Annotated in this window: 4 protein-coding genes and 2 pseudogenes; 1 reads left to right on the forward strand and 5 read right to left on the reverse strand. The window is 64.5% G+C overall.

Annotation, left to right across the window (positions count from 1 at the left end):
- Window positions 1-201: 201 nt before the first annotated feature.
- Window positions 202-687, forward strand: a pseudogene (locus tag ACIQWR_RS41365) (IS3 family transposase); the annotation flags it as partial.
- Between the two features lie 240 nt (window positions 688-927).
- Here ACIQWR_RS41365 and ACIQWR_RS41370 read toward each other — a convergent pair.
- From ACIQWR_RS41370 to ACIQWR_RS41390, 5 genes and pseudogenes are all read right to left on the reverse strand, one after another.
- Window positions 928-2,016 carry a sensor histidine kinase gene (locus ACIQWR_RS41370; RefSeq protein WP_404021320.1) on the reverse strand — a complete coding sequence of 363 codons (1,089 nt, stop codon included), beginning with the start codon at window positions 2,014-2,016 and terminating at the stop codon, window positions 928-930.
- Between the two features lie 95 nt (window positions 2,017-2,111).
- The gene (locus ACIQWR_RS41375; RefSeq protein ID WP_404021325.1) at window positions 2,112-2,765 is read right to left on the reverse strand and encodes a response regulator transcription factor; all 654 of its coding nucleotides are present in this window, start codon (window positions 2,763-2,765) and stop codon (window positions 2,112-2,114) included.
- 329 nt (window positions 2,766-3,094) lie between these two features.
- Window positions 3,095-3,388, reverse strand: coding sequence for a transposase (locus tag ACIQWR_RS41380; protein WP_404021322.1), 294 nt, complete (start codon window positions 3,386-3,388; stop codon window positions 3,095-3,097).
- A 133-nt stretch (window positions 3,389-3,521) separates the two neighbouring features.
- A pseudogene (locus ACIQWR_RS41385) lies at window positions 3,522-4,071 on the reverse strand (transposase).
- A partial coding sequence (locus ACIQWR_RS41390; protein ID WP_404021328.1) for a winged helix-turn-helix domain-containing protein occupies window positions 4,068-4,221 on the reverse strand: 154 nt, incomplete at its 5' end. The gene ACIQWR_RS41390 and the pseudogene ACIQWR_RS41385, both read right to left, overlap by 4 nt.

Raw genomic sequence — 4,221 nt, forward strand, 5'->3', positions numbered from 1 at the left:
AACAGGACCGGCGTATCCGTGATCTGGAGATGGAGAACGCCTTTCTAAAAAAAGCCGCAGCGTACTTCGCGAGGGATCCCCGGTAGCGAGAAAGTACGAGTTCATCGAGGTGATGCGGCTCGACACCACGGAGTACGCATATTCTGTTGAGTTCATGTGTGAACGGCTCGCGGTGTCAAAGTCCGGCTACGAGAAAAACTTGTCGGCGACATAACCTATGTTAAAGCTGGAGAAGGGTGGCTTTATCTCGCAACGGTCATTGACTGCTGTACCAAGGAAGTCATCGGTTACGCGATGGACGACCACTACCAAACCCCTCTCATATCGCGCGCCATCCACAACGCGGCACGGAACAGAAAGCTCGCCGACGGTGCAATAATCCACTCCGATCGCGGATCGAATTACATGTCCGCTGAGTTCGCGGCAACTCTGAAGCGGTTCGGACTCCGCCGACCATCCGGACGCACTGGCGTCTGCTGGGATAACACTATGGCGGAATCATTCTTCGGCACTCTGAAGAACGAGCGGGTTTCCCGCGTGACGTATCTGACCCGAGAGGACGCCCAGCGGGACATCACCCGATACATCGAAATCTGGTACAATCACAAACGCCTCCACTCGACTATCGGCTATCGCCCATTATGGGAAGCCCACGCCGAATATTCGGAGTTGCGCATAGCCGCATGAAACAGATGGTCAGATCGCTGTCCGGAAAACTTGAGGCCCGTCACCCGCAGCCTACGTGCGACTTTCGACACCGCGATCCGTTACTCGAACAGTTCGGCTAATCGCGTCTGTACTGTCTCGCGCCGCTGACGTCCTGCCGGAGTGAGCATGCCCCAATCCGCATATCTCACACACCACGGATACAGTTACTCACGTACACTCAACAAGGACTTCTCAACAATTTACCCCAACGAGCTGAAGTCAGAACTCCGTTGGGGGAGGTGCCACCGGGTTGAAGTGAACAGTGACGATCAGGCCTCCTTCCGCCGGCGGTCCAGAAACGGCGCTCACCTTGCCGCCGTGAGCCAGGGCGATCGACCGTACGATCGACAGGCCCAACCCGGAACCTGTTCCGGTACGGTCGCGGGACGCTCCGCGGCGGAACGGTTCGAACAGAGCCTCGACCTCCGACTCATGCACGGTCGGGCCCGGGTTCGTCACGGTCAGCACCCCATCGCCATGTACGGTGACCCGTACCCAGCTGTCCTCTTCACGGTTGTAGGCCACCGCGTTGGCCAGGAGGTTGGCCGTCAGCCGGGCCAGCAGCGTGCTGTTGCCCCAGACCTGGCACGGAGAAAGGACCCGCAGGACCCCTTGGTGTCTCGCGCACTCCGCTTCCACCAGCGCAGCCAAGTCGACCGGTTGCCGCTCCGCCAGGCCCCGCTCGCTTCGGGCCAGTACCAGGAGTCCGTCGATCAGGTGCTCGCTGCGCCTGTTCGCCCTGAGCATCAGCTCCTTCGTACGGGCCAGTTCGGCCGGGCTTGCGCCCTTCTCCATTCCCAACTGGATCGCCGTCCGCTGAGTGGCCAGGGGTGTTCGCAGCTCGTGCGAGGCATTCGCGATGAACCGGCGTTGGCTCTCGAAGGCCCGTTCCAGCCGTTCCAGCAGTCCGTCGAGGGTGTCGCCGAGTTCCTTCAGCTCGTCGGCTGGACCCGTCGCCCCAATCCGCTCGTGCAGATTACGTACGGAGATCCGCCGGGCGCTTTCGGTCATCGCCTGCACCGGCCGCAGAACACGGACCGCCGTCCACCAGCCGACACCCACGGCCAGCAGCACGGTAACCGCTAGTCCGACAGCCGACCACAGCAGCAGCTGCCGCGCCGCTGCCTCGCTCACCTCCGTTGACACCAACGCAACCGCGCCAGGCACCGGGCTGGCCGTCGGGTCCGGTACCACCGAGATACCGCCATCCGAGCGCCGGTTGATGATGTCCTCGGCCTCGATCCGGGTGCCACGGCGCGACAGTACGTTGACCAGTGTCAACAGCAGCGCCCCGAGTACGGCGAACACAGTGCCGTAGGCGAGGGCAATGCGCGTCCGCACAGTGCTGCGCAGAGGTGGGCGCGGCTTCCCGTGTGGGGTATCACGCGCGGCCGGGGCGTGTCTCACAGCGCATACCCCGCACCCTGCACGGTCCTGATGAGTGGTGGATCCCCCAACTCAGAGCGGAGTTTACTCATCGTGACCCGGACGGCGCCCGTGAACGGATCGGCGTGTGCGTCCCAAGCCCGTTCCAGTAGTTCCTCGGCACTGACCAACGTACCGTTGGCCTCCACCAGGATCCGCAGCACCTCGAACTGCTTCGGGGACAGGCGTAGGGCCCGTCCATCCCGCAGAGCGGTGCGCCGTGCTGTGTCCAGCACCAGCCCGGCGCGTTCCATGATCGGGGGCGTGGCGCGCATGCTGCGTCGGCCCAGTGCCCGAACCCGGGCGATGAGTTCGGGGAATTCGAAGGGCTTGCCAAGGTAGTCGTCGGCGCCCAGCTCCAATCCCTCGACCCGGTCCTCCGTCGTGCTCGACGCGGTCAGCATGAGGATGCGGGTCCCGTATTCGCTCCCGACCAGGGCGCGAGCGACCTCGTCGCCGTGCACCCGGGGCAAGTCTCGGTCAAGTACGAGGACGTCGTACTCGTGCAATCCCAGGTAGGCCTGCGCCGCGTCCCCGCTGTAGACCGAGTCCACCGCGAAGCCCGCTCGGCGCAAGCCGGTGGTGATCAGTTCGGCCAGATCAACCTCATCCTCCGCAACTAGTACCCGCATCATCGTCTTCCTCTCGTCCTGCACACTATGCTCTGCCCCCATGCCGTTGCGTCACCTTCGCTTCCATCCCTCTCAGATCGACGCCAGCACGGCCGTGGGCGGTATCCCTGAGGCACGTATGGCCGAGTACCGCCGTGGCCGAGTGAGGTGGTCCGGGGTGAAGTCGTGTGCCCGACATCCGATCTTCCTCGGCTCGTCGGCACTGGCCCGTTGGCGAGTTCGAGTTCTGTGACGCGCCGCACGGGGTTCGGGTTGTCGGGTGTGCCCCCGGTCACCTATCGGGTACTGTTCGCGCGACCGGGGGCGTGACTATGTGGTTACTGAGGTTTTCAGGGTGGCGTCGGTGGGTCGAGGGCGAGGCCGGTCGCGGTGAGGCAGCCGTCGATGAGCTGGGGTCGGAGTTGGACTCTGCGTAACTCTCGGCGGAGTTTGCGGTCGAGGTCATCGGGTGTGTGGAAGGCGGTGTTGGCCATTGCTCTGCGCACGAGCGACCAGACGGCCTCGACGGGGTTCAGGTCAGGTGCATAGGCAGGTAGCCGGATGGTGGTGAGCCAGTCGTGCTCGGCTTCGTACCGTTTCAGCCCGGCGGCCAGGTGGGTGTTGAGGTTGTCCCAGACGACCACAATCGGGCCTCCGAGCTGGATGTGTGCCGGTACCAGCAGGTCGCGGTAGTCCTGCCAGGAGAAGCTTTTGCGGGCGCCCTTGAGGAGAAGGCGGGTCCGGGGCCGGTGGATGAGACGGGCCGGTTGGCCGGGTTTACTGAGGTTGTAGGCGTGGTGTCGTGAGTGTGAGGCCGGTCGCGGCGAGGCCAGCCGTCGATGACGTCGCTTCGGTACTGGATCTGGCGGAGACCGAGTCGTAGTCGGCGGATGAGGGCATCGGGGTCGGCGAAGGCGGTGTTGGCCTGGCTGGTCCGGCGGAGCACTGACCAGATGCCCTCAACCGGGTTGAGATCAGGTGCGTAGGGCGGCAGGTGGTAGGCGGTGATCCAGTCGTGGGTGTCGATGAACTCGCGCATCCGCCGGTCCTTGTGGACGTTCAAGTTGTCCCAGACGAGGACGATCGGTCCGCCGAGCTGCTGGTGGGCGGCGATGAGGAGGTAGCGGTACTCGGTCCAGGCGAAGCTCTCGCGGCCGCCGATCTTGTGATCGGTGTGCCGTTTGGGCCGGTAGATCAGGCGGGATCGCATCCCGGGTTTGTAGCAGCACAGGGCTGCGATGGAGAAGCGGCGCTGGGAACGGCCGCGGACCCGGGTGACCGGGGTGGTCCCGCGTTTGCCCCAGGTGCGGGAGGTCGGCGGCGTCATCGAGAATCCGGCCTCGTCCTCGAAGAGGAGCCAGGCCCCGAGCGCCGCCGCGGTAGTTCCAGGCGCGGCCACACGTCCTTCACCCAGCCGGCCACCGCCGCCTCATCGCGCTCGACGGCACGACGGGCCGGAACCTGATGACTCCAGCCA

It is taken from the genome of Streptomyces sp. NPDC098789 (genome assembly GCF_044759975.1).
In the GTDB taxonomy this organism is placed as follows: Bacteria; Actinomycetota; Actinomycetes; order Streptomycetales; family Streptomycetaceae; genus Streptomyces.